Origin of the sequence: Acetatifactor muris (genome assembly GCF_024623325.1) — a bacterium.
Classification (GTDB): Bacteria; Bacillota; Clostridia; order Lachnospirales; family Lachnospiraceae; genus Acetatifactor; species Acetatifactor muris.
This window is the reverse complement of record NZ_JANJZD010000016.1, coordinates 1-24,239: the sequence shown is the minus strand read 5'-3', so window position 1 is coordinate 24,239 and position 24,239 is coordinate 1. Positions and strand designations below refer to the sequence as shown.

At 50.4% G+C, this 24,239-nt stretch carries 20 protein-coding genes and 1 other RNA gene; 19 read left to right on the top strand and 2 right to left on the bottom strand.

Annotated features, from left to right (window positions below):
* Nucleotides 1-190 precede the first annotated feature (190 nt).
* From NSB25_RS15660 to NSB25_RS15610, 11 genes are all read left to right on the top strand, one after another.
* Nucleotides 191-1,096: an NAD-dependent epimerase/dehydratase family protein gene (locus tag NSB25_RS15660; RefSeq protein WP_103237622.1), complete on the top strand. Its 906-nt coding sequence runs from the start codon at nucleotides 191-193 to the stop codon at nucleotides 1,094-1,096.
* 170 nt (nucleotides 1,097-1,266) lie between these two features.
* Nucleotides 1,267-2,631, top strand: coding sequence for a peptidoglycan recognition protein family protein (locus NSB25_RS15655; protein ID WP_242982238.1), 1,365 nt, complete (start codon nucleotides 1,267-1,269; stop codon nucleotides 2,629-2,631).
* Nucleotides 2,632-2,743: 112 nt separating this feature from the next.
* Nucleotides 2,744-3,412 (top strand): ribulose-phosphate 3-epimerase, encoded by a 669-nt coding sequence (gene rpe / locus NSB25_RS15650; RefSeq protein ID WP_103237718.1) that lies wholly within the window; start codon nucleotides 2,744-2,746, stop codon nucleotides 3,410-3,412.
* Nucleotides 3,405-4,178, top strand: a complete 774-nt coding sequence (locus tag NSB25_RS15645; protein ID WP_103237621.1) for a hypothetical protein — start codon at nucleotides 3,405-3,407, stop codon at nucleotides 4,176-4,178. Before rpe ends, NSB25_RS15645 begins: the two co-directional genes overlap by 8 nt.
* A gap of 373 nt (nucleotides 4,179-4,551) precedes the next feature.
* Nucleotides 4,552-6,552 carry a methionine--tRNA ligase gene (gene metG, locus NSB25_RS15640; RefSeq protein WP_103237620.1) on the top strand — a complete coding sequence of 667 codons (2,001 nt, stop codon included), beginning with the start codon at nucleotides 4,552-4,554 and terminating at the stop codon, nucleotides 6,550-6,552.
* A 49-nt stretch (nucleotides 6,553-6,601) separates the two neighbouring features.
* Nucleotides 6,602-7,561, top strand: coding sequence for an alpha/beta fold hydrolase (locus tag NSB25_RS15635; RefSeq protein WP_103237619.1), 960 nt, complete (start codon nucleotides 6,602-6,604; stop codon nucleotides 7,559-7,561).
* Nucleotides 7,561-8,046, top strand: a complete 486-nt coding sequence (locus NSB25_RS15630; protein WP_103237618.1) for a GNAT family N-acetyltransferase — start codon at nucleotides 7,561-7,563, stop codon at nucleotides 8,044-8,046. Before NSB25_RS15635 ends, NSB25_RS15630 begins: the two co-directional genes overlap by 1 nt.
* Nucleotides 8,047-8,104: 58 nt before the next feature.
* Nucleotides 8,105-8,827 (top strand): YesL family protein, encoded by a 723-nt coding sequence (locus NSB25_RS15625; protein WP_103237617.1) that lies wholly within the window; start codon nucleotides 8,105-8,107, stop codon nucleotides 8,825-8,827.
* A 237-nt stretch (nucleotides 8,828-9,064) separates the two neighbouring features.
* The gene (locus tag NSB25_RS15620) at nucleotides 9,065-10,180 is read left to right on the top strand and encodes an ABC transporter ATP-binding protein (RefSeq protein ID WP_103237616.1); all 1,116 of its coding nucleotides are present in this window, start codon (nucleotides 9,065-9,067) and stop codon (nucleotides 10,178-10,180) included.
* A 107-nt stretch (nucleotides 10,181-10,287) separates the two neighbouring features.
* Nucleotides 10,288-11,376, top strand: a complete 1,089-nt coding sequence (locus NSB25_RS15615) for a PucR family transcriptional regulator (RefSeq protein ID WP_103237615.1) — start codon at nucleotides 10,288-10,290, stop codon at nucleotides 11,374-11,376.
* Between the two features lie 165 nt (nucleotides 11,377-11,541).
* Nucleotides 11,542-12,828: a DUF6128 domain-containing protein gene (locus tag NSB25_RS15610; protein ID WP_146039939.1), complete on the top strand. Its 1,287-nt coding sequence runs from the start codon at nucleotides 11,542-11,544 to the stop codon at nucleotides 12,826-12,828.
* Between the two features lie 12 nt (nucleotides 12,829-12,840).
* Here the strand turns inward: NSB25_RS15610 and NSB25_RS15605 are convergent, their stop codons facing one another.
* Both NSB25_RS15605 and ffs read right to left on the bottom strand, forming a co-directional pair.
* The gene (locus NSB25_RS15605) at nucleotides 12,841-13,761 is read right to left on the bottom strand and encodes a radical SAM protein (protein ID WP_416385562.1); all 921 of its coding nucleotides are present in this window, start codon (nucleotides 13,759-13,761) and stop codon (nucleotides 12,841-12,843) included.
* A 147-nt stretch (nucleotides 13,762-13,908) separates the two neighbouring features.
* Nucleotides 13,909-14,008, bottom strand: an RNA gene (ffs, locus tag NSB25_RS15600) — signal recognition particle sRNA small type.
* A 296-nt stretch (nucleotides 14,009-14,304) separates the two neighbouring features.
* Between ffs and NSB25_RS15595 the strand changes: the two genes are divergently transcribed.
* From NSB25_RS15595 to NSB25_RS15560, 8 genes are all read left to right on the top strand, one after another.
* On the top strand, nucleotides 14,305-15,261 hold the full coding sequence (locus tag NSB25_RS15595; protein ID WP_242982237.1) for an ABC transporter permease: 957 nt from the start codon (nucleotides 14,305-14,307) through the stop codon (nucleotides 15,259-15,261).
* A 14-nt stretch (nucleotides 15,262-15,275) separates the two neighbouring features.
* Nucleotides 15,276-16,181, top strand: coding sequence for a carbohydrate ABC transporter permease (locus NSB25_RS15590; protein WP_207656122.1), 906 nt, complete (start codon nucleotides 15,276-15,278; stop codon nucleotides 16,179-16,181).
* A 129-nt stretch (nucleotides 16,182-16,310) separates the two neighbouring features.
* Complete coding sequence (locus NSB25_RS15585; RefSeq protein ID WP_172454911.1) at nucleotides 16,311-17,933, top strand: extracellular solute-binding protein; 1,623 nt, start codon at nucleotides 16,311-16,313, stop codon at nucleotides 17,931-17,933.
* Between the two features lie 25 nt (nucleotides 17,934-17,958).
* A complete protein-coding gene (locus tag NSB25_RS15580; RefSeq protein WP_103237612.1) occupies nucleotides 17,959-19,131 on the top strand; it encodes an oligogalacturonate lyase family protein in 1,173 nt (390 codons plus the stop codon).
* Nucleotides 19,128-20,141, top strand: a complete 1,014-nt coding sequence (locus tag NSB25_RS15575; RefSeq protein WP_103237611.1) for a glycoside hydrolase family 88/105 protein — start codon at nucleotides 19,128-19,130, stop codon at nucleotides 20,139-20,141. The genes NSB25_RS15580 and NSB25_RS15575 overlap by 4 nt, the downstream gene beginning before the upstream one ends.
* Nucleotides 20,138-21,067, top strand: a complete 930-nt coding sequence (locus NSB25_RS15570; protein ID WP_172454910.1) for an AraC family transcriptional regulator — start codon at nucleotides 20,138-20,140, stop codon at nucleotides 21,065-21,067. The genes NSB25_RS15575 and NSB25_RS15570 overlap by 4 nt, the downstream gene beginning before the upstream one ends.
* 24 nt (nucleotides 21,068-21,091) lie before the next feature.
* On the top strand, nucleotides 21,092-22,891 hold the full coding sequence (locus NSB25_RS15565; protein ID WP_103237609.1) for a hypothetical protein: 1,800 nt from the start codon (nucleotides 21,092-21,094) through the stop codon (nucleotides 22,889-22,891).
* 308 nt (nucleotides 22,892-23,199) lie between these two features.
* Entirely contained in the window at nucleotides 23,200-24,060 is an 861-nt protein-coding gene (locus NSB25_RS15560) for a tyrosine-type recombinase/integrase (protein ID WP_103237608.1), read from the top strand.
* Nucleotides 24,061-24,239 lie beyond the last annotated feature (179 nt).

The following is a 24,239-nucleotide window of genomic DNA, read 5'->3' as shown; positions in this document are numbered from 1 at the left end:
TAATGTGGTAAAGCAGATACAGGATTATGATCAGATTATAAGAGAAAATTTGAAGTAAGAAAAGCATCCAATATCTCTGCTGATATTGGATGCTTTTGAATTTTGACTGTCTTGGTGTAATCAGCCCTGCGGTAAATGGAAAGGCAGGACGGTTTATGCGTTTCCAAGGCAGGAGAGTAAGGGGGTAAGAATGAAGATTTTAGTCATAGGCGGAAGCTACTTTTTCGGAAGGGTCTTTGTCATGCTGGCTTCAAAAGAGCATGAGATCACAGTGGTAAATCGTGGAACCTATTCCCTGGCAGAATTCGGCGTACAGCAGATTAAAGGGGACAGAAGAGATGAGGGGGTGTGGCGTTCTCTGGAAGGGAATTTTGATGTCATTGTGGATTTCTGTGCCTATGAGCCGGGCGACATAGCGCGTGTGCTGGACAATCTGACAGGAAAGGTGAGACAGTATATCTTTATCAGCACCGTGGATGTATACGAGCGGGGAAGTGGGGGCAGAAGGGGCGAGGATGCGCCGCTGGAGACCAGGATTTTCCCGGGGGAGGCGGGGGCCTATATAGCGGGAAAAGTGGCTCTGGAGCGGGAGGTTCGGGAAAAATGTGCCGAGAAGGGCATTCACTGGACCGTGCTGAGACCGGCCATTCTGTATGGTCCCTTTAATTATGCACCCAGAGAATCAGCCTATATCAAGATGATGGTACAGCAGCATGTTCTGCCCAGGATAACGGATTCCAAAGGAGAATTTCAGTTCGTCTATGTGAAAGATGCCGCCGGGGCGGTGCTCAGGTGTCTCCTCAATGAGAAAGCATATGGACAGGCATATAATCTGTGCCAGGACCAGGTGATGACTTACGGGCTTCTGGCGGGAGAACTGAAAAAAGCGGCGGATGTGGATGTGACGGTGCTGTCCATGACGGCGGAGGAGGCCGCGGAGAGGAATGTCCCGCTTCCCTTTCCCGTGACCCAGGAGGAATCTGAGCTGTATGCCAATGACAGGAGCAGACAGGAGCTGGGAATCAGCTATACGGGGATTTCAGAGGGCATGATGAAAACTTACCGCGCGTTTAAAGGGGTGTATGTACAGGCGTAAACCTTGCTTATTTCTTAATGAATCTTAAGGATTTAATAAACAAAAATGATACATTTCTGCCTTATATTGTATTTACTTAATCAGTAATACCGCTCTGTAAATGAAAATCGTTGTCATGTTAAATCAGGGCTGTGGACAGATATTGCTAAAAAGTACGATGAGGTGAAGAAATGTTGAGTCATGATAACCGGGCGCAGAGAAGAGACATCTATGAGGAAGCTGACACCAGACGTAACCCATATCTGGTAGATTATGAACAGCAGCGAAACGGCAGGAATCATTCCGGGCGAAAAGCAATCCATACAGGGATACATACAACTGTCAGACAGAATGCTTCCGACAGAGAGGACAATCGCGTCGTACAGATGAAATCCAGGGAAGATGTTCCGCTGGCATATACAAAAGCCAATGCCGGAGAACGGATGTCACGGCCTGCAGTGTATCGGGGAGAGGAGAAAAGGGAAAAACGGGTATCTCCCGGGACTGTGCTGACAGGAGGGGCTTCTGCTGTGACCCGCCGCCGACCGTCACCTGCAGAATATCAGGAAATGCCGGTTCGCCGCCGGCCATCGCGAGAGGGCTATCAGGAAATGCCGGTCCGCCGCCGGCCATCACCGGAGGGCTATCAGGAAATGCCGGTTCGCCGCCGGCCATCGCCGGAGGGCAATCAGGAAATGCCGGTCCGCCGCCGGCCATCGCCGGAGGGCTATCAGGAAATGCCGGTTCGCCGCCGGCCATCGCCGGAGGGCAATCAGGAAATGCCGGTCCGCCGTCGGCCATCACCGGCAGGATATCAGAAGATGCCGGCGAAGCGTCCGGCGCTGTCCCGTCGCAGAAAGCGCATTTTGATGCAGCGTCTGACTGTCAGCGTATGGCTTCTGTGCATTCTCGCGCTGGCGACTGCACTGGTAATCAGAAATAACAGGGCTGCTGCAGCGGAAAATGGCAATAATCCGCCTGCTCAGGCCGGGGACAGTGGGATGAATGCCGTACAGAATCCGATTTCAGGCAATTCCACGCAGGGGCTTCCCGCAGATGTGTTTGCTGCACATCCTCAGTGGACCGAGGATTTCCTGACACCCAACGAATATTCCAGACCCGGGGACAGTCTGGAGACAGTGAATAATATTTTTGTACATTATACGGCAAACCCGGGAACCAGCGCTGCCCAGAACCGCAGTTATTTCGAGCAGCAGAAGGACATGCATGAAGCAAGTGTCAGCGCACATTTTATCATCGGCTATGAAGGAGAGATTATTCAGTGTGTGCCATTGGATGAGATTGCCTATGCGGTGATGACCCGCAATTTTGATTCGATTTCGATAGAGTGCTGTTATCTGGCGGAAGACGGCTCCTTTACCCAGGAGACCTATGATTCCCTGATTTCGCTGCTGGCATGGCTTACGGATGCCTATGACCTGGACAGCGAGGATATTCTTCGACATTATGACTGCGGAGGTAAAAAATGCCCGCTCTATTATACAAATAATGAGGATGAGTGGGAACAACTGAAAATGGACGTGGACAAGCTTTAATATCTTTGTTAAAATAGACGGTGTGAAGGAAGCAGACAGGATACATATCCACCCTGACGACAGCTGGAAGCAGGGTGAAGAGATTGGGCAGAGAGACATCGTGGAGGTCAGGATGAATATATTATCACCGTCTATTTTGGCAGCGGATTTCAGCAGGCTTGGAGAGCAGATAAGGGAGGCGGAGCACGCAGGCGCCCGCTATCTGCATATTGATGTGATGGACGGGATGTTTGTGCCGGATATTTCCTTTGGAATGCCGGTCATCCTGTCCATCCGGCATTGTTCGGATATTTTCTTCGATGTGCACCTGATGATTCAGAAGCCGGAGCGGTACATAAAGGAATTTGCAGACTGCGGCGCCGATTTGATTAATTTCCATCTGGAGGCCACGGAGGATGTGACAGGTACTATCCAGAAGATTCGCTTCCTGGGTAAGAAGGTGGGAATTACCATCAGCCCGCATACGCCGGCGAAGGCGCTGGAACCGTATCTGAAGCTGGTGGATATGGTGCTGGTGATGACAGTGAAGCCTGGATTCGGCGGTCAGAAGCTGATACCTGAATGTCTGGATAAGGTGCGGGAGGTCCGGGCCATGGTTATGGAAAAGGGCCTGCGCACAGATATAGAAGTGGATGGCGGAATCCGGTTGGATAACGTGGACCTTGCTCTGGAGGCAGGGGCCAACGTGGTTGTGGCAGGCTCCGCGGTATTTCAGAATAAGATATCGGAGAATGTGAGACAGTTTATGGAGAAGCTGAAAAAGGCTGAAGTAAATGACTGAGAGATTGCGAGGTGACAGTATGCAGTTTAATGGAATCGGCAATGGACATGGTGCAGAGATGCATCACGTAACTAATTGTATGCATGATCACAGCCATTATCGTCAGGATGTGGAAGCAACGAAGGCAGCATCCGGGAATATGAGCGCACAGGCGGTGCAGGAGACCGGACAGCAGACAGAAGGGCAGTTTTCCCTGTCAGCCTGGCTGGAGAAGACACTGGGGAGCGGGAAAGGGCTGCTTCGTCATATCTGGGGGACCAATGAGCCGGGCCAAGCCGGAGAGCCGGGAGATAAGGCCGGTGCCGCCCAGGTGCTGGCCCAGGTCAGTGAAAGCACAACGGCAGACAGCCCGGGAATGAGCGCTGTGGGACTGAACATTCATCAGCCGGATATGGCGCAGACACTGCATGCTCCCCAGGTCGCCGCAGCGGCATCAGCGGTGCTGCCCCAGAACTCTCAGGGTAATCCGTATTTTGCGGCGGTGGAAGATACCGGAAGCCGGCAGGAGAATCTGTGGCAGAAGGTGCGGGTAAAGTTCAGGGACATTACCGGACAGCTGGCCGGTCATTTACCCGGGAAATTCATGAATGCGCAGACAAAGGGGTCCTTTCAGGCGAAGCAGGAGCGGCCGAAGGAAGATTTGCGCAGACGAAGTAAGTACCGCAGAGATGAACTGGAAATCGACTGTGTGTTGATGGATGACAGCTATCTTCTGGATTCTTATGATAAAAAGGGAGAGTACAGTAAACTTTCCACGAAGAAATAACAGGTTGACAGTTATCGCGGTTTATGCTATTTTTTATTTAAATGAAAAACGCGGTGACGAAGAGAATACCCTTTGTGGAGGTCTTACAGAGAAGGTTCCGGCAGGCCGATATGTCTGCAATGCTGAGAGGAGCCGGACGGGGTGAAGGGGAAGATGGCTTCCGAGCAGCGCACCGAGTCCGCTTCAGGCAGATTAGGCTGCGACAGGTTCCGCCTGTTATAGCGGACAGGGTTACTGACCCGAGGAGGCCTGCTGTGTGAACAGCAGGTAAAGAGAAGTGGTAACACGGGCATAAGCGCTCGTCTTCTGGTGTATAGTAGATACATGCACCGGCGGACGGGCTTTTTTCAGCATTTGAGAAAGGAGTTTGAAAATGGACAACAAGGGAAAGTATTATCTGACAACAGCGATTGCCTATACTTCAGGTAAGCCGCACATCGGAAATAATTATGAGATTGTGCTGGCGGACAGCATCGCGCGGTTCAAGAGAAAGGAAGGCTATGAGGTATTCTTCCAGACCGGGACGGACGAACATGGTCAGAAGATTGAGCTGAAGGCCCAGGAGGCGGGAACGACGCCGAAGGAATTTGTGGATCGGGTGGCGGGGATTATTCAGGGGATGTGTGATCTGCTGAATATTTCCTATGACAAATTTATACGCACCACCGACGATTATCACGAAACACAGGTACAGAAGATTTTTAAGCGTCTGTATAAGCAGGGCGACATCTATAAGGGGGCCTATGAGGGAATGTACTGCACCCCCTGCGAGTCATTCTGGACAGAGTCTCAGCTGGTGGACGGCAAGTGTCCCGACTGTGGCAGAGAAGTGAAGCCGGCCAAAGAGGAGACTTACTTCTTCCGTATGAGCAAATATGCCGACAGACTGATTCAGCATATCAATGAGCATCCGGAATTTATTCAGCCCGTTGCCCGCAAGAACGAGATGATGAATAATTTCCTGATTCCCGGCCTCCAGGATCTGTGTGTGTCCAGAACGTCGTTCAAATGGGGGGTTCCGGTGGATTTTGACCCGGATCATGTGGTGTATGTGTGGCTGGATGCACTGACCAATTACATTACCGGTATCGGCTACGATGCGGAGGGCGGCAGCACGGAACAGTATAAGAAGTTCTGGCCTGCGGACCTGCATCTGATTGGAAAGGACATTATCCGCTTTCATACCATATACTGGCCCATTTTCCTGATGGCGCTGGGAGAACCGCTGCCGAAGCAGGTATTTGGTCATCCCTGGCTGATGATGAACAGCGGCAAGATGAGCAAGTCCAGAGGGAATGTCATTTATGTGGACGACCTGGTGGATTTCTTCGGCGTGGATGCGGTACGCTACTATATGCTGCATGAGATGCCTTTTGAAAATGACGGAAACGCCACCTGGGAGCTGATAGCGGAGAGAACCAATTCCGATCTGGCCAATACGCTGGGAAATCTGGTGAACCGCACCATATCCATGAGCAATAAGTACTTTGGCGGCGTGGTGGCCTGCAAAGGTGCGGAGGAGGGGCCGGACCAGGATTTGAAAGCCGTGGCAGCAGGTGCATGTAAAAAGGTTACAGAAAAAATGGCGCAGCTGAGGGTGGCTGATGCCCTGACGGAGATCTTTGCCGTTTTCAAGCGCTGTAATAAATATATTGATGAGACAGAACCCTGGATTCTGGCAAAGGATGAGGCGAAGGCCGACAGACTTTCCACAGTGCTGTACAATCTGGTGGAAGGCATCTGTATCGGTGCATCGCTGCTGCAGCCTTTTATGCCGGGGACGGCGGAACGGATTGCCGCACAGCTGAATACCGGTTTGAGGGAATTTGATGAACTGGACAGGTTCGGCCTGTATGAAAGCGGAAGTAAGGTGACGGATCGTCCGGAGATTCTTTTTGCCAGGCTGGACATGAAGGAAGTGGAGAAGAGGGACGAGGAGCTGACAGCAGCCATGCTGGCAGCGGTATCCGCAGAAGGAGAGGCAGCGTCCGCAGAGGAAGCGGCGGATAAAAAAGAGGAAGCGCAGGTTATAGACGTGGAGGCAAAGCCTGAAATTACCTTTGAGGAGTTTGGAAAGCTTCAGTTCCAGGTGGGAGAGATTCTCTCCTGCGAAGCTGTGCCGAAGTCCAGAAAGCTTCTCTGCAGTCAGGTGAAGATCGGCAGTCAGGTAAAGCAGATTGTGTCCGGCATCCGGCCCCATTATTCTCCGGAAGAAATGGCGGGGAAGAAGGTGGTGGTGCTGGTGAATCTGAAGCCGGCCAGACTGGCGGGCGTGCTGTCCGAGGGAATGATTCTGTGTGCAGAAGATGCGGAGGGAAATCTGGCGCTGGTGGTTCCTGAGAAAGAAATGCCGGCGGGGGCGGAAGTAATGTAGCTGATGCGGCAGTGGATGCCTGCGGCAGGGTGCAGAGGGATTGAATAGTATGATAAAAGAAGAGATTTATTTTGACTCCAGGGACGGGAAAAGCAGGCTTCACGGAGTCAGGTATCGGCCGGAAGACCCACGGGCTGTCCGGGGGGTTGTGCAGATTGTACACGGTATGGCCGAATATGTGGAACGGTATGAGGAGTTTGCGGCGTTTCTCACAGCCAGAGGGTATGTGGTGACGGGGGATGATCATCTGGGCCACGGGAAATCGGTGGAAGAAGGCGGAAAATACGGGTATTTCTGTGAAAACGATCCGGCTACTGTCCTGGTGCGGGATGTCCACCGGCTGAAAAAGATGACGGAAGCTCTGTATCCGGACGTGCCCTATGTGATTATGGGACACAGTATGGGCTCCTTTATCACCCGAAATTATCTGTGCCGGTATGGCACGGGAATTTCCGCCGCCATTATCATGGGGACGGGAATGCAGCCCCGGGCCGTTGTGGAGACGGCTGCAGCAGTGACGGCATTGCAGAAGCTGTTCTGCGGTGCCGGGCATGTGAGCCGGCTGATTGACAGGCTTGCCTTTGGCGGGTATAATAAGAAAATCGCAGATGCCCGGACGAAATGGGACTGGCTCAGCCGTGATGAGGACAGGGTGAAGCGATATATGGAGGATCCTTTATGCGGGTTTACCTTTACGGTAAACGGTTTTACCGCCCTGTTTGAACTGATATCCAGACTTTACCGTGGGGAGAACCTGGAACAGATTCCGAAGAAGCTGCCCGTACTCATGGTATCTGGAGATGCGGATCCGGTGGGAGACTGCGGCAAAGGCGTGAAAATGGCATATAATTCCCTTGTGGGGGCAGGCCTGGAAAATGTGAGGCTGAAACTGTACGAAGGGGGCAGGCATGAATTGCTGAACGAGACTAACCGGGAAGAGGTAATGCGCGATATTCATGATTGGCTGGAAGAAACAGTAGGAGGTAATGCTGTGAAGCGGCGGGAGTGATGAATACGAAGACAATATGGAGTCCTTATGAGATCAGATGGGCCAGACCAGAGGAATGGCGGCCGGTGATGCGGATGATCTGGCGGACCTTTATGAAATTTGAAGGAAAGGAATACTCTGAAGAAGGCATCAGGAATTTTTTCTATTTTGTTACGGGGAATGAATTATACACGCTTTTCCTGAGGGGAGAGTATCTGCTGATGGTAGCTCTGGATGAGGGAAACATTATCGGGGCAGGGTCTGTCAGGAACAGAAACCATCTGTCGCTTCTGTTTGTGGACGAAAATTATCATCGAATGGGAGTCGGATGCACTATTCTTGAAAAGCTGTGTGAGTATCTGAAAACAGAGGTGGGGGAACGCTATATGTCGGTACAGGCAGCTCCGTACGCGGTTAATTTCTATAGAAAACAGGGATTCCGCACAGTGAGGCCTGAGATGGAATACGGCGGGATACGGGTGACACTTATGGAGAAAATATTTTAATTCATGACAATAGAATTCTGTTCCTGTATTCTATTGTTTACGGAAAGGCGGTTTTTATATGAGACTATTTAATCTGGACAGTCCTTTGATGCAGGCCCTCAATAAAATGGCGGATTTGCTGTGGCTGAATATTCTGACAATGATCTGCTGCATTCCCATTATAACGGTGGGACCTTCTCTGACAGCTCTGCATTACATGGCGCTGAAGATAGCCCGGGACGAGGAATGTTATATTACCAGGGATTACTTTAAATCTTTCAGACTGAATTTCAGGCAGGCGACCATAATCTGGATTATAGAGCTGTTCGTGATTCTGATCCTGGCAGGCGACTTTTACATCATGCGGAATACGGAGATGCAGTTCGGCGATGTCATCAACATTATCCTGGTGGTGGTGGCGGTTCTTCTGCTGTTTACCAGTACATTTGTCTTTCCGGTGCTGGCCAAATTTGACAACACGATTCCGCGGACGATCAAGAATGCTTTTTTTGTCGGTGTTCTGCAGTTTCCGAAGACCATATTGATGATGATTCTGTCCCTGGTTCCGGCGGTGCTGTTTATTTTTGTGCCGCGGATCATTCCGATTGTGGTTTTATTCTGCTTTTCCGCGCCGGCGTGGGTGTCGGCAAAGCTGTACAACAAATTCTTCAGAAAGCTGGAGGATCAGATTAACGGAGAAAACGCTCCTGAAGAAGCCGAGGGAGGCACAGAGGAAGAGGACGAAAGAATTTTCAGTGATAAGCTGGACGAATCTCTGTTGAGCGATTCACAAAACCAATAACTTCCTTGTATATTCTGTCCAAGGAAACGATGGAAAATTAGTCATATTGACGGTTTGGAAAAAATGACAGGCAGTTTATAAGCATTTTTAACAATCCGTCTCAAAATATTTGTGGAATAGTAGTATGGCGAAAACGGAGGCGATTCGCTATACTGATACATGTAATAAGCGTGAAACGGTGCATGGCCATCGTCAGAGCGGAAGAAAACATGTATACGTGAAAGGAGTTTTTCTATTATGGCAAGTTTATCTTTAAAGAATGTCTGCAAGGTATACCCCAATGGCTTTGAGGCAGTTAAGGATTTTAACCTGGAAATTGCAGACAAGGAGTTCATTATTTTCGTAGGACCCTCCGGATGCGGTAAGTCTACCACACTTCGTATGATTGCCGGTCTGGAAGATATCTCTGCCGGCGAACTGAAGATTGGCGACAGAGTTGTAAATGACGTGGAACCCAAGGATCGCGATATCGCAATGGTATTCCAGAACTATGCTCTGTATCCCCATATGTCTGTATATGACAATATGGCATTCGGTCTGAAACTGAGAAAGGTTCCGAAGGATCAGATTGATAAGATGGTTAAGGAAGCTGCTAAGATTCTGGACCTGACTCCTCTCCTTGATCGTAAGCCGAAGGCTCTTTCCGGTGGTCAGAGACAGCGTGTTGCCATGGGTCGTGCTATCGTACGTAATCCCAAAGTATTCCTGATGGATGAGCCTCTTTCCAACCTGGATGCGAAGCTGCGTGTACAGATGCGTATCGAGATTGCGAAGCTGCATCAGAGACTGGGCACCACCATCATTTACGTTACACATGACCAGACAGAGGCTATGACTCTGGGTACCAGAATCGTTGTTATGAAGGACGGCGTTATCCAGCAGGTAGATACTCCGCAGAATCTGTATGACAAGCCTCAGAATCTGTTTGTTGCAGGATTCATGGGATCTCCTCAGATGAACTTCCTGGATGCAAAGGTTAAGGTGGAAGGCAAGACTGCCAGCCTTGAGATTGCAGGACACAGCATTGCTCTTCCGGAAGCAAAATCCAAGAAGCTGATCGACGGCGGCTATGACGGAAAGGTGGTTACTTTCGGTATTCGTCCTGAGAATGTGGATGATGATCCTGAATTCATCAAGACATGTGATCCGAAGAGTGTGTTCGAGTCTTCCGTAAGAGTTTACGAGTTGCTCGGTGCAGAAGTTTACTTATACTTTGACCTGGAGGAGTTCCCGATTACCGCAAGGGTTGCTCCCAACACCACCTCAAGACCCGGCGATTCTATCAAGTTTGCTTTCGAAGTTGATAAGATCCATGTGTTCGATAAGGAAACCGAGCAGATTATCACGAATTAGTTTTCATACATGCATAGCAGGGGGTGCTGGAAACGGCATCCCCTTTTAAAAATTGACAGCACACCATCTGCGCAGGATGGGTACAGGAAGGACATGGAGAGCAGAGAATGATTTCAAGTCAGACAATTCAGACCAGTATAGACGAACTGAAGGCAATCACAAAGGTTGATTTGTGTGTGTATGATTTATCGGGCGGGGTGGTAGCAGCTACCACGGCACAGCCGGATATTACAGCCGAACTGATCAGCGGATTTGCCTATTCGCCTGCGGACAGCCAGGTAATCGGAGTTCATCATCTGTTAAAGATTATGGATGAGGGAGAACTTTTATATGTCCTGGTGGCAAAAGGCGTAAGCGAAGATGTATATATGGTGGGGAAGATTGCGGTGAGTCAGCTGCAGAACCTTATCATAGCCTACAAGGAGAGATTTGACAGGAATAATTTTTTTCAGAATCTGCTGCTTGACAATCTGTTATTGGTGGATATCTATAACAGGGCCAAGAAGCTTCATATTGAGGCTGCCGTGCCGAGAGCGGTTTTCCTGGTGGAGACTCATTTTGAGAAGGATAATATCGCCACCGAGCTTCTGCGGGGCATTTTTTCCAGTCAGGCCGGTGATTATATCACTGCCGTGGATGAGAGCAGTGTTATTCTGATTAAGGCTTTGGAGCCGGATTATACCAATGAGACGCTGATGGAGGTGGCGGAGGTCATTGTAACCATGATGAACACGGAAGCCATGCTTAATGTGAGAGTCTCCTTCGGCACGGTGGCGCCGGAGCTGAAGGATGTATCGAAATCTTACAAAGAAGCGAAAATGGCTTTGGATGTGGGGAAAATTTTCTATGCGGAGAGAAGAACCATTGCATACAGCGCGCTGGGAATCGGCCGCCTGATTTATCAGCTTCCCATGAGTCTGTGCAAAATGTTCATCGAAGAGATTTTTGGAAATAATGTCCCTTACGATCTGGATGAAGAGACGCTGACGACGATCAATAAGTTTTTCGAAAATGATTTGAATGTATCGGAGACTTCCAGACAGCTGTTCGTGCACAGGAACACGTTGGTATACCGTATCGAAAAGCTGCAGAAGAGCACAGGGCTCGATCTGAGGGACTTTGACGATGCGCTTACCTTTAAAATTGCACTGATGGTTGTTAATTATATGAAATATCAGGACAGTTTGGACTATTAAAAGGGAACCTCCGGTTTTCCCCGGGGAAAATGGGAAAGTAAGCGGATAATGGTCATAAATGAGACAACCCCCTGAATATACTGGAATAACAGTTGGGTCAGCCGGATGGAAAGACATCTGGTGATAGAACTGAAAATTCAGCAAGGTATATTCGGGGGTATTTTTATGCTATATGACAGAAAAATAAAGTATCTGGATTATTACGAAAACGGGGAACGGGTCAGAGGAGGCGGTTTTGCCAAGCTGGAAGTCCGGGATGGAAGCATGCGGCTGGAGCTGAAGGTCACAGGTCTGCATCCAACCGATTCCTTTGACCGGGAAGTCATGCTTCGGGGGAATAAAAAGGAGAAAACTCTGGGCAGCATGGCCATTGTGGGAGGCAAGGGACAATATCTGCATCTGTGTCATGATATAGAAGATATCGGCGGGACAGGTATTAGCTATGAAGAGCTGGAAGGAATCCGCATTCCACTGGGAGCAGGACGGGAAATTTCCTGTGTTCTGCAACAGCAGAGCAGGACCTCTGAAAGAAGAGCGGGCAGCCGGGAGAGGGCCGACACAGGAAGAGAAGAGAGGGTCGGCACAGGAAGAGAAGAGAGGGCCGACACAGGAAGAGAAGAGAGGGTCGGCACACGAATGGAAGAGAGCTTCCAGGCACGGAACGGAAGTTCGGAGGCAGAAACAAGAGAGAATTTCACCGACAGAGGGACAGAAGTGTCTGGCTATGGAAAAGAACGAGAAAGGACACAGGCAGCTGAGATAAGAGAGGAGAGTCAGGGAAGAAATCCTGAATATAAACCACAGGAAGTACCTGAGAAAAGGGAGGAGGAGCAGAAAGGAGAGAGAGAGGAAGCGGCAGAGGTGTGGATAGAGAAACGTCAGAGAGCGCGGGAGAACAGATGGAGAGACCAGCGGAGGAGTGAACAGGCGAAGTGGACAGAGGAACGGAGGAATGAACAGGAGAAGCGGACAGAGGAACAGAGGAAGGAACAGGCGGAGTGGACAGAGAAACGAAGGAATGAACGGGAAAAAGGGGAATCGGAACTGACAGGTGCATCCAGACAGACCGGAAACCGGGAGACAGAAAAACCCATACAGCAGAAAGAGGACAAGTGGGCGCAATTATGGGAGATCTATCCGCATATTCACCCTTTTCAGGACGAGAGGGAGTATTTGTCAATCAGACCGTCTGATTTTGTACTGTTTCCCGCGGCTTCCTACAGAATGGTAAATAACAGCTTTCTGCTCCATGGCTACTATAATTATCATCATCTGCTGCTGGGCAGGGTGGAAAAGAGGGGAGAGAATTTTTATTACATAGGTGTGCCGGGCAATTTTTACGAGAGAGAAAAGCAGGTGGCGATTATGTTTGGCTTTGAGAGCTTTGAATGTGCGGAGGAACCGGCTCAGGCAGGGGACTTTGGTTACTATATGATGCGGACGGAGCTGTAATCTGCTGCTGCCTTACAGGCCGCTGAAATCAAAGGCAGGAAGAAAGCTTTCGTCTGCTGTCCCGCCTTCCTGAATATATCCCTGTTCAATGCCGATGGCATCTGCGAAGGCCAGGACCTTTTCATATTCTTCGGGAGAGACGCATCGCCGGAGCTCCTCCGGAAGGTCCGGACTGCCGGTGGGCGGTGTATATTGATTCAGTATACTGACATATATGTCATTTTGATAGGTGTCGTGGAGGTAGCGAAGGATTCTTTTGGAGTCTGCAGTTTCTCCGGGAAGCAGCAAATGACGGACAATGGTTCCCCTTTTCATCAGAGCGCTGCGAGGAGTGAGAACAGGAGGACCAGTCTGGCGGAACATTTCCGCGATTGCCGCGGATGCCTTCTGAAAGTAATCCGGAGCATGAGAGTACCTGGCCGAAAGTCTGGGAGAATGATATTTCAGGTCCGGCAGATAGATGTCCGCCAGGCCTTCCAGGAGTTTCAGAGAGGAGACTTCTTCGTAGCCGGAGCTGTTATATACAATGGGCAGGGTTAACCCCTGTCCTTTTGCTTTGTGCAGGGCCAGGCATACCTGGGGAAGAAAGTGACCTGCAGTGACAAGATTGATATTTGCCGCTCCTTTTTCCTGCAGCTCCAGGAAAATTTCGGACAGACGGTCTATGGATATGGGCCGGCCGGCCTTTCCCAGGGCGATTTCCCGGTTCTGGCAGAACACGCACTGCAGAGAACATCCGGAGAAAAAGACAGCTCCGGAACCGCAGCTGCCGGAGATACAGGGTTCCTCCCAGAAGTGCAGGGCAGCTCTGGCTGCCGTTATCCCGGCACTCTGTCCGCAGAAGCCTTTGCTGCCTGACAGACGGTCTGCATGGCATCTGCGCGGACAGAGTGTACAGTCCTGCATCAGTTCTTTGATTTTTTCAGGAGTCATTTCCATCAATTTCTTCTCCGGTTCCATGTATCGTGCGGCGGAATCCCCAGCGGGGCTGAAACGTTACCAGAATGCGTGCAGACGGCCTGCGGACTGGTCTGTCATCAGTGATATACAAAGACCGTACACCCCGGAAATCAGATACAGCTCCACCCGGCTGCCTTACGGCACATGAGAGGTTCCGCTTAGTGCTGCTTTGTTCCCAACCTGACACGGTTCGCAGATTCCCATTGCGCAAGACCGAATTTCATCACTGCATTGAAGACCGAAAATGTACGGCTTTTTTAGTATAGACGTATTTGGGGATGTTTGTCAAGAGAAAAAAGATAAATAGAGCGCGGATTGGACAGTCAGTGAAATCTGTGGATTGTCTGGCAGAGGTGCCGTTTTTGCCGGATCATGGGAGGTGATATGATAATATCCGCATATTTTTTGATGATATTGTCAGATACAAATTTGCGCATGTTTTATATAATAAAACACATAAAAACTATAAAAACGACGAAAATAGCAAACAAATGACAAAGCAGAAAGGAGAAAAGATTGGAAAAATTGTCAAAAAAGCCGGCAAATTCTGAAAAAAGCAGGTCTGTCAAGAGACCGCTGCTAAAAGATTTAAGACGTGACAAATGGCTCTATATTTTCCTGGCGCCGATTTTGCTGTACTTCATAATATTCAAATATGTTCCCATGCTGGGCACAGTGATGGCGTTTCAGGATTATAAATTTTCCACCGGATTTTTCGGAAGCAAGTGGGTGGGACTGGAGCATTTCAGGCGGCTGTTTACGGGGAAGAATTTTTATACCATTTTAAAGAATACGCTGCTTTTGAACGCGGGAAGTGTATTGTTTGGGTTTCCGGTTCCGATTATTCTGGCAATTTTCCTCAATGAGGTGAAGCTTAGAGGGTTTAAAAAGATTTCCCAGAGTATTATGTATCTGCCCCATTTTATGTCATGGGTGGTTCTGGGAGGGATTCTCATTGATTTGCTTTCTCCCGGCACCGGGATTGTCAATACGGTTATCAAGGCCTTTGGGGGAGAAGCCATTTACTTTATGGGGAAAAAGGAATGGTGGCCGGCAATGTTTATCATTTCCGGAATCTGGCAGGGAGCCGGCTGGGGGACCATTGTGTATCTGGCGGCCATTACGGGCATTGACCAGGATTTGTATGAGGCAGCCTATATAGACGGGGCGGGAAAGCTGAAACAGATTTGGTATATTACGCTGCCAGGCATAAGGAGCACCATTGTGGTGATGCTGATTTTGCGGATGGGGTCTATGATGGATATTGGATTTGAGCAGGTGTATGTTCTGATGAATCCGGCTGTGCGGGATGTGGCTGAGGTGATCAGCACCTATGTATACCGGGTGGGTATTGAGGGGGCGCAGTACAGCTATACCACGGCCATTGGGCTGTTCCAGTCAGTGATAAGCTGTATTTTGGTATTTAGTACGAACAAAATAGCCAGGAAGATCAACGGTGAGGGACTATGGTGAAAGGGAGGGTATCCGTGGCAGGAAAGGGAAAGACGAGAAGAAAAATCAAGATGTCCTGGGGAGAGCGGGTGTTTATGACAGTGGTTTATACGGTGCTGACGCTTTTTACCCTGGCGGCCCTGTATCCTTTTGTGAATGTGCTGGCAGTGTCTTTCAGTTCCAGCCGTGCGGTAGGGGCAGGGAAAGTGGTGCTCTGGCCGGTGGAACCCAACGCGGATGCCTACAGGCAGTTGTTAAAGGACGGGCAGATATTTGCCTCCATGAAGAACACGGTGATTCTCACAGCCGTGGGGACATTTCTGAATGTAGCCGCAACCACCCTTGCAGCTTATGCTCTTTCAAAGAAGAGGCTGCGGGGACGTAAGATCTTTATCGGAATGATTGTTTTTACCATGTTGTTTTCAGGAGGCATGATTCCGAACTTTGTGCTGATAAAGTCTTTGAAGCTGATGAATACTTACAGCGGGCTTTGGCTGATGGGGCTGATCAGCACTTATAATATGATTGTCATGAAAACTTCTTTTGAGGGGCTGCCGGAGGGGCTGTGCGAGGCGGCTGCCATTGACGGGGCAAACGAGCCTGTCATTTTGACAAGAATTATTCTTCCTGTGTCAAAGCCGGTGATGGCTACCATGGTTTTGTTTTACGCGGTGGGATGGTGGAATGCTTATTTTAATCCTATGCTGTATCTGAGCTCTACCACGAAGTTTCCTATGATGGTGAAGCTGAAGCAGATGCTGGACACGGCGAAGATGATTGAGGTAAGCGCAGGGGAGGGACTTGTGGATGCGACTTTTATTGCGGCGGAGACTTACAAGGCGGCCTCTATTATGGTAGTGACAATTCCCATTGTGCTGATATATCCTTTTCTCCAGAAATATTTTGTGAAAGGTGTGATGGTGGGTTCCATTAAGGGGTAGTGACGGTATCTGCAGTAGTGACAGTATCTGATAAGAAAAGGGCTTTTGGGTCAGGCAGGAGGGCAAAGTAAGGGAAAAGTAAGTACAAAATAAGAACAAATTATAAGGATAATGGCGAAAGGAGAACGTATGAAAAAAGGAAAAGCGGCAGGTATGGTATTGGCGGTGGTTCTGGCAGCAGGAACGATGTTTTCGGGCTGCGGAAACGAAAACGGGGGGAACCCGGCAGGGGAATCCGGCAGCAGTGAGTCCGCAAAGAGCGAGGCGCCTTCCGGCAGCGAAAAGGAGGATGCGGGCCAGGGGGAGAAACCGGAAATCAGCATCAGTATTCTGGAGAGAGGAAACTGTCCGGCAGACGAGGGAACCATGGAGGATAACCGCTGGACCCGTTATATCAATGAGAACAGCCCTGTGACGGTAAAGTGGGTGCCTGTGCCCCGGACGGAATCCGTGGCGAAAATCAACGCCCTTTTTGCCAGCGGGGAGGCGCCGGATCTGGTGTGGGAATTCGGAAAGGGCTTTATGGACAACCTGTATACCCAGGATGTAATCCAGCCTGTGGATGAGTATGTGGAGCAGTACAGCACCTCTTATAAGCAGTATCTGGAGGCCCATCCGGAGTTAAAGCCTTATCTGATTGCGGAGGACGGAAAGATGTACGGTATGACCAGCGCCAGAACGCCCTTAGGCGTGGCGAACCACGGTATGTGGATCCGCAGGGACTGGCTGGATGCCCTGGAGCTTTCCGTGCCCCAGACCATGGAGGAGCTGAATGCGGCGGCTCTGGCCTTTACAAAGGAGGATCCGGACGGCAATGGGCAGAATGATACCTTTGGCATAGGTTTTAACTACAACTGGATTACGATTATGAAATCCATGTACGGACAACCCTCTGAGGGCATGACAGTGGAGGACGGCGTAGTGGGAGACTGGGTGGGCTCCCAGGGGTATGCGGACTGTTTTGCCCAGATAAAGAGCTGGTATGAAAACGGCGTCATTGACCCGGAATATGTAACGGACACCAATTATGAAAAACAGCGGCAGCATCTTGTGACCGGGAAGACAGGAATCTACCTGGGAAGCTATAACCATGAGGCGGAATGGAGAGAGCTGAAGACCAATGTGCCGGAGGCGGAGTGGATTCCCCTGGAGCCTGTGGAGACCTCCTACGGCAGGTTTGGCCTGTACCAGGAGCCGCCTGCCCAGGCAATGATCTGTATGAATAAGGATTGTGAGAATCCGGAAGCTGTCATGATGTTCCTTGACTGGCTCATTGACGGAGGGTGGTATGCGCTGGCCTATGGAGAGGAGGGCGTGCATTATAATCTGGTAGACGGAATTGCCCAGAAGACAGACCCGGACAAAGTGAAAGCCGAGGTGGGCTATGCGGGTGAGTACGCCATTGTGAGAGATGAGGTGATTGACGATGTGGAGAAGTATATCACGGTCACAAGCGCCCAGGATGAGCTTTCCCAGGAGTACGCGCCCATTCGCGCAAATGCCCTGGAGACAGCCATGAAGAACAAGTTCCGCCGGGATGTGCCTTACACGCCGTCCACGGAACTGTCGGCAAAGTATAATGCGGACTTCAATACCATTATCACATCTATCGAGGCGAAGATGATTACGGATTCCGGTTATTCAGTGGAGGACGGTCTGGCTGAGATTAAGGCAGAGCAGGAATCTCTGGGTCTGGCTGATGTGCTGGCGGAGAGACAGGCATGGTATGACGCCAATAAAGATTCCTTTTAAATCCGAATAAGCTGGAGGACAGGAAATGTCGGCGGCATTGCGGCTGCCGGCATTTTTCCTTACAGAGGATGGATTTAGGGCATTTGAGTCGAGAGCTATGGAAAGGAAGAAGATTGTGAGAGAGACTGGAAAGATTTGCAGGCGCAGGTGTGAGCGGTTTGGGACTGTGTATGATACTTTGGAGCAGCCGGGAGGGCATGCGGCACACAGCTATGTGACCAACAATTGCTGGGACGGAAGAGACGCCATTGTCACGGCCAGGGTAAAGAGTCTGGCGGACTTTTCCTGTGAGTTTGTCAGGACGGAACTGGGCACCGGGGAAGAGGAAGTAATAACCCGGGGGCGGTGGCCGGAGTTCGAGGTAAAGAATGGAAACCTGTACCAGTTTTTTGGAAAAGAGGTATTGAGGACCAATCTGAAAACGAAAAAAACAGAGGTGCTCTGGGCAGGGGACTATGAGCTCAGCGGGCCTATCTCGGTTTCGGCGGATGAAAAGCGGGTGAGTGTATCCTGGTTTTACGGGGACGGTACCACCTCTGTGGGCTTTCTGGACACGGAGAAAGGGCAGCATACAGAAGTTTACAGGGGCGGGTTCGCGCCGCCCTTTCAGGATATTTCCCATGTGATGGTAAGCCCCAGGGACCACAATAAGATATTCTTCTGCCATGAGGGAATCACCCAGTATATCACCAACCGGCTGTGGATGGCGGAGGCGGATACGGGTCATGTGGAAAATATATTCCGTCAGAGGCTGGATGAGAATGGCAATAACGGGGATTGTGTGGGACATGAGATGTGGAGTTCTGACGGAAAGGGCATGTATTTTATCAAATATATTTCCACCACCTTACCGCCTAAGGGGGTCTGGTATCTGGATGTGTATACAAAGGAGAGCCGCCCAGTGGCGTCAGGGTATGAATATTGGCATGTAGGCGTATCGCCGGCGGGAAATCTGCTGGCGGCGGATACGCAGATAGGCGGAAGTCACAGTGAGGTGATTTTAATTGACCAGGCAAAGGGGGAGGAAATTCCCCTGGTCTTTGCGAAGACCAACTGGACCCACCCCTGTCACCCTCATCCGGTGTTCAACTGTGACGGAACCAAAGTGTGTTTTGAGACATTAAATGAAGAGGGGAACCTATGTGTGGGAATCGTGGATCTGGTTCAGAAATGCGGTTCGGGAGGTGAGAGAAAATGAGAGAGCTGGAAAGAGTAGCAGACCGTATGATCTATGGGACAGACTCGGAATGGAATATGAATATTCATCATTTTGACTGGGTGCCCGGGGTAGGGCTGTACGGTATCTGGCGAGTCTATGAGGTCACCGGGGAGGAACGGTATTTTCGGTTCCTTACGGACTGGACCCATACGCATTTGCAGGAAGCCTGCATACAGAAAACCGTGAATTCCACGGCGCCCCTGCTCACTATTCTGGAGCTGTACCGGAAGACCGGGGAGGAAGCCTATGGCAAAGTCTGCTTTGACCTGGCGGAATATATTCGGAAAGACGCGCCCCGCACGGTGGACGGCGGGCTGGAGCACACGGTGACAGAGGATGTGGATGCCCTGGTGAATCAAATGTGGGCGGATACACTGTTTATGGTCTGTATTTTTATGGCGCGTCTGGGGAAACTGTCCGGGGAGAGGAAGTACACGGAGTTTGCGGTAAACCAGTTGGTTCTGCACCAGAAATATCTCTGGGACGAAAGCGCGCAGCTGTATTATCACGGTTGGAACGGCAGTCTGCGAAATCATATGAGCGGGATTTTCTGGGGCAGGGCAAACGCCTGGACTATCTACAGCACAGTGGAAATTCTGGCAGCGGCTGGGGATTTTCCGGAAAGAGGAGAGGTGCTTAAGAGGCTTGAGCGGCATGTGCAGGGATTGGGCAGATGGCAGCGGGAAAACGGCCTTTTCGGCACGATATTAAATGATCCCGGGGCTTATGACGAGCTGTCCGCCTGCGCGGGGATTGCCTGCGGCATCCGCAGGGCAGTGGCCGGGGGATTGATAGGCTCTTCTTATCTGGAGATTGCGAAAAGGACGGAGCGGGTTTTGCCGGAGTATATTGACGAGCAGGGAAATGTGCTGCAGGTATCTACCGGGACACCGATTCTGGCCTCGGCAGAGGATTACAAAAAGGTTCGCCTATGCCCTACCCTGTACGGACAGGGGCTGACGGCGCTGGCTCTGGCAGAGCTTGTGTGAGAAAGCCAGAAGTAAGAAGAGAGATTTTGGACAGAGGCGGCAGCGGGGGAGATTGTATGGATATGGGATCCGACAAAAAGGAATATTACGCGGTACAGGAGCTGTATCAGGAAAATGTGTTTGTGGCCCATAATATATGTCCCTCCCATATGCACCGGATGCCTGCCCTGCATTTTCATGATGGCTATGAGATTTTCCTTTCACTGTGTGACGGTTGTGTATATGTGGTGGAAGAGGAAATCTATTCTCTGAACAGAGGCGGGCTGATTATGGTAAATGACAGGGAGCTTCACAGGACCTATGCGCCTTCCCAGGGGATTTATGAGAGGTGTATCGTGTCTTTTGTGCCGGACTTTATATCAAATCTGGGCATGGAGGAGGAATTATTTGAGGGCTTTCTCAACCGTCCCGCCGGAAAGCCGCGCTGCATCTGTCTTACGGAGGAGCAGATACAGGAGCTTTTGCAGGTCATCGGACTGTTGCAGAGATATATCGAAGAACAGAGGCCGGGGGGTGAGATGCTTCGAAAGCTGGCCCTGTCTCAGGTAGTGGTTCTGTGCAACGGCTATCTGAAAGGAGAGGCAGGGAGCGCTCAGCAGATGATAGTATCCAGGCGCCTGCAGCCCGCCTTTGCATATATTAGGGAGCATATCGGGGAGATAATCCGCCTGGACGACCTGGCAGAGCATTTATTTCTCAGCAAGGCCCAGCTCATCCGCCTGTTTAAGGCGGAGACCGGCATGACGCCAAACGAGTATATCACTCTGTTTCGCATTATGAAATCAAGAGAATATCTGACAGAGGGAAATTCCCTGCTAAAGGTATGTGAGCTGGTGGGCTATGCGGACGAATCCCATTTTATCAGGACTTTTAAGAAAATTATGGGAATCACGCCGAAGCAGTACGGAAAATTACGGAGACACTGACAAGAGCACAAGGAGGAGGCTTCTATGCTTTTTTTCAAGAATGATAAGGAAAAGACTCTTTATGAGGAGATTATGAGGAATTTGGACGCCCGCTATGACGAGAACGTGAAGATGCTGCGGGAATGGCGGGGGGAGAACGGCTATCACAGCCTGTTGGTGAATCAGTATGTGCATTCCACCAACGCCTCCCTGGGCTATGCCTATGAGCTGTTAAACCGGGGCGGGAAAGGGGACTTTCAGCGGGCCGCGGACATTCTGCGCAAGGTGGTGCCGCTGCAGGATGTGAATCCGGAGAACCATACTTACGGAATCTGGTCTTATTTTGTGGAGGAATCTCTGGAGGAGATGAATCCGCCGGACTGGAACTGGGCGGATTTCTGCGGAAAGCGGCTGATTCAGATTTTCGTGGAATTCGGCAGCGGGCTCCCGGAAGATGTGAGAAATATGGTGCGGGAAGCCATTCTGCACGCCTGCAATTCCATTATTCGCCGGGATATGGGGCCTGGCTATACCAATATTTCCATTATGGGAACCCTGGTTACCATGGCCGCGGGCGAGAATCTGGGGGAGGCTTATCTGACAGAGTATGCCCAAAAGAGGCTGGGGGTGCTGTATGATTTCAACATGAAAAAGGGGTGTTATCAGGAGTACAACAGCCCCTCTTACACATGGGTGGTTATTGACGATATTGCGTCCATGATTTGTTATATCAGGGATGAGGAGAGTCTGGGGCTGTTCCGGGATCTGAATGACCTGGCCTGGCGCTGTATTGCGGAGCATTATCATTATAAGACGGGGCAGTGGGCAGGACCTCACGCCCGGTTTTACGCCATGCTGGAGGACGACCAGCTTCTTATGCGGATACAGCGTTCTCTGAACTATCAGATTCATCTGGTGGATTTGGAGAAAGAGGGGCTGGCGGACCGGCTTCCGGCGGGATTCTTCAGCTTTGACAGCATATGCCCGGACCGGTTTCGGAATTATTTCGTCACGCCAAATCAGGATGCTGCCATTGACGCGGTGTATGTGCGGTCGGAAAGGCAGGAGGGCAATGAGATTGCCGTGTGCCGTCAGTCGGAGGCCTATACCCTGGGAAGCTTTTACAGATCCACATTCTGGAATCAGAGGCGGAACCATATAAGCTACTTTGGCACTGCAAAGGCGCCGGTGTATTGTGCGCTGAAATGTCTCCATGACGGATATGACTATTCCTCCGGCCTGATTGTGACGGCCCAGGAGGGGATGCGCACGGTATCTGCCATTAGCTTTGGCACCAACGGCGGGGACACCCACTGTAATCTGGACATGGTGCAAAATGCCGCCATCAGCGCTGCGGATATGCGGATTCGCTTTGAGATTGGAGGCGCGGTGGAGGATGTGGCGCTGAGCCAGGTGGATGAGAGGACTTTTTTGGTCCACATGGCTGATACCTCTGTGAAAGTGCGTTTCCCCTATGGGAAATACGGAGAGGAAGAGGTGCGCTTTCAGATTACGGAGGAAAGGGAGCATGCCAATGAGACGGGAGTGCACAGGGAGGTTCTGCATGTGAAGTGTATTGACGCGGTGCTCTATGCGGGAGAGAGAAAGGACCATTGTTTCCGGGAGATGGAGGAGTGCTGCTGCGGAGTGAGCTTTGAAATTGTGCCGAAAGAGGGCCGGTTCCATGAGGATGCCTCCGCCGTGGTTTGTGACGGTATTCTGACTGTCTCTCAGGAGGGGCTGGAGGTAAAAGCTCCTGCCACGCCCTGCAGGATGGAGGAGTTCCCTGAGAAAGCCAGGGCATTCCGGGCAGGGAAAGAATATGGTGAGATTTACCTGGGATAGATAAGAGGCTGGCCAATAACAGATAAAGGGTACCCTGACAGTGGGGATAGGGCTGTCAGGGTATCCTTTTGTGTGTTTTAAATTCCTTATCCCACATTGCAGGCATTTTTCATACCTGCTTATTTGCCATCGAATGATTTCCGGGATTACTTTCATGTCTTTTTATCGTATAATGAGTATTTACAGCAGATATTCAAAATGAACAGACGCAGCATCTGTTGCTGCAGATGCGTATTATGCAGCTGGAAATTGCTCCCGTTAAGGGGCATGAACACTTTGTGACGGAACTATAATAGGAGAGAAAAAGCATGGCACATCAGATTACAAATGAAGAAATTACCAGTTACCGAAAATACCTGACAGAGGAAGAATATGCGGATGGAACCGTACAGAAATATCTGCGGGATATCCGGGCATTCAGCGCGTGGCTGACAGAACGTGGGAACAGTGAAGAGAGAACGGTTGATAAAGAAGCCGCAACCGGATGGAAGGCCTGTCTGGTGGGCCGGGGATATGCTCCGGTTACGGTCAATGCAATGCTTTCGTCGCTGAATGGATTCTTTGGCTTTCTGGGGTGGGAGGAATGTAAGGTAAAGTTTCTGAAAATACAGAGACGGACATTCCGCGACCAGGGCAGAGAGCTGGGCAGAGCAGAATACGAACGGCTGCTGAAAGCGGCAGGAAAAGCAGGGAACGCCCGGCTGGCGATTCTCCTGGAGACCATCTGCTCCACGGGAATCCGAGTGTCGGAAGTGAAATATATCACGGTGGAAGCGATTCGGCGAAAGCGGACGGACATCTCTTTAAAGGGAAAGATAAGAACCATTCTTCTGCCGGGAAAGCTCTGCAAAAAACTGAGAGAGTATGTGAAAAAAAGGAAAATCAGATCAGGCGAAATATTTGTCACCAGAAATGGGAAGAGCATGTGCAGACGTCAGATCTGGGGAGAAATGAAGCAGCTGTGTGAAAAAGCGGGTGTAAGCGCATCCAAAGTCTTTCCGCACAATCTGCGTCATCTGTTTGCGCGGACCTTTTACGGTCTGAGCAGAGATATTGTAAAGCTTGCGGATGTGCTGGGGCACAGCAGTATCGAAACTACCCGTATTTATCTGATTTCCACCGGGGAGACTCATGCGCGCCAGATGGAACGGCTGGGACTGATCAGCTGACCGGAGGGAAGATATAGTGAGTGACAATAATTTGGCCAACGGGATAATCACCACAAAATTGTCATTTTGCAGTTTCGCAAAGGCAAAATACACCTCTTTATACCTGTCATTAACTCCAGTATAGCACTGAAATCTGTGGTTTTCAAGATTATTTTATGCGTGGCACAGGAGGAAAGTGA